General features: G+C 43.8%; 2 pseudogenes. Both read left to right on the plus strand.

The annotated features are described in order from the left end of the window. Window positions 1-124 precede the first annotated feature (124 nt). Window positions 125-595, plus strand: a pseudogene (locus AC2VE5_RS26920) (IS630 family transposase); the annotation flags it as partial. 4 nt (window positions 596-599) lie between these two features. After that, window positions 600-1,450 (plus strand): annotated as a pseudogene (locus AC2VE5_RS26925) (HlyD family secretion protein); the annotation flags it as partial. Between the last annotated feature and the right edge of the window lie 275 nt (window positions 1,451-1,725).

The raw sequence follows: 1,725 nt of genomic DNA on the forward strand, positions 1-1,725 counted from the left end.
AGTAGATGAATTGAAGCTACTACTGGATAGGCTGTTAAATCAAGGCGAGTTAGTAATTGAATGGCATCGCAAGATCAAAAATAAAGGGAATAACCATCATATTGCAGCTTAAGTGCTTATTAGCTTAGTGTACGTAGATGAAGCGGGTATTGATAACCGAGAGGACTATCCTTATGGTTATTGTGAGGTTGGGCAACGCTTTCATGCACTCAAATCAGGCAAACGAACCGAGCGCGTCAGTTGGATTGCGGCGCTCAAGCAAGTGCAACTGTTTGCGCCAATGACATTTATGGGCAGTTGTAATCGCGACTTGTTTGAAACCTGGTTAAGCAATTGTCTACTGCCCCACTTGCAGCCTGGCGATGTGATTGTGATTGACAATGCGAGTTTTCATCGTTCCCAAGCACTGGAAGAAGTTGTGGCGCAAGCAGATTGTGAACTGTGGTATTTGCCACCTTATTCGCCAGACCTCAATGAGATCGAGCATTGGTGGTTTGTATTGAAGAATTGGATGCGGCAACGCTGGCAAGAGTTTGAGACGCTTCGGGATTGTGTTGATGCCGCATTCAAACACTGTCCTAATGTAATTGCGTAGAGCTATAGTAGCAATTTTGGATTTGCGCGAAGTCTTAGACGACCAATTGCAGCAAGCTAAGGAGCAAGTAAACAACGCTCAAGCAAAGCTTAATCAAGTCAAAGCTGGGGCAAAAATTGGGGAAATTCAGGCACAACAAGCAACAATACTCAAAACGCGGCGATCGCTCGGTGGGAATCGGAAGTACGCAACGCTAATGCTGAGTATAAACGTTTTGTGCAGTTGTACGAAAGTGGTGCGATCGCATCTTCTAACTTAGATAGCAAGCGTTTGGTAGCAGAAACAGCATCGGCGCAATTAAAGGAAGCGATCGCTACCAAAAACCGTAGTTTGACAAGTCTGCAAGCTCAAATTAGTCAAGCTAAAGCCACTTTAAACCAGATTGCCGAAGTACGCCCGGTAGACGTGCAAGCGGCGCAAACTGAGGTAGAAAGTGCGGTTACTAATGTCGAAAGTGCTCAAACGGCATTAAATCGAGCTTATATTCGTTCGCCAATTGCAGGACAAATTCTCAAGCTTCATACCCGCCCTGGAGAAAAAATCAGCGATGAAGGGATTGTTGAGATCGGAAAAACTGACCAAATGGTTGCTGTAGGGGAAGTTTATCAAACCGATATTGGCAAAATTAAAGTTGGACAGCGATCGGTAATTACTAGCCAAGCTTTTGATGGTGAAATCGAAGGGACAGTGGCAGAAATTGGCTTGCAAGTAGAGCGCCAAAAAGTGTTTAGCAATCAACCAGGAGAAAACCTCGATCGCCGCGTGGTTGAAGTAAAAATTCGTCTCAACCCTGAAGATAGCAAGCGCGTTGCAGGTTTTACTAATTTGCAAGTGCAAACAGCAATTAATCTTTAGTTGTTGAGCATACATTCTATTGGTTTGGGAAGTAAGGCGGAATGTTAATAGAGGTTTAGCAAGATTACTGAGCAAACAATCCAAGAACAAATTGCTTACTACAAAGCTAGAGCTAGGGCGTATCTGCAAACTCAAAAGGGACATTAGATATAGTGGGAAGAAAGTGAGAATATGAAGATTCTAATATCTGAAAACTAACGGGAGTAACTTTCTATGCCGCTACATCGTGGTGACCTAAATGATGCTCAATGGCAGAAACTTCATCCCTTGCTGCC

It is taken from the genome of Aliterella sp. E5.1, assembly GCF_057473825.1.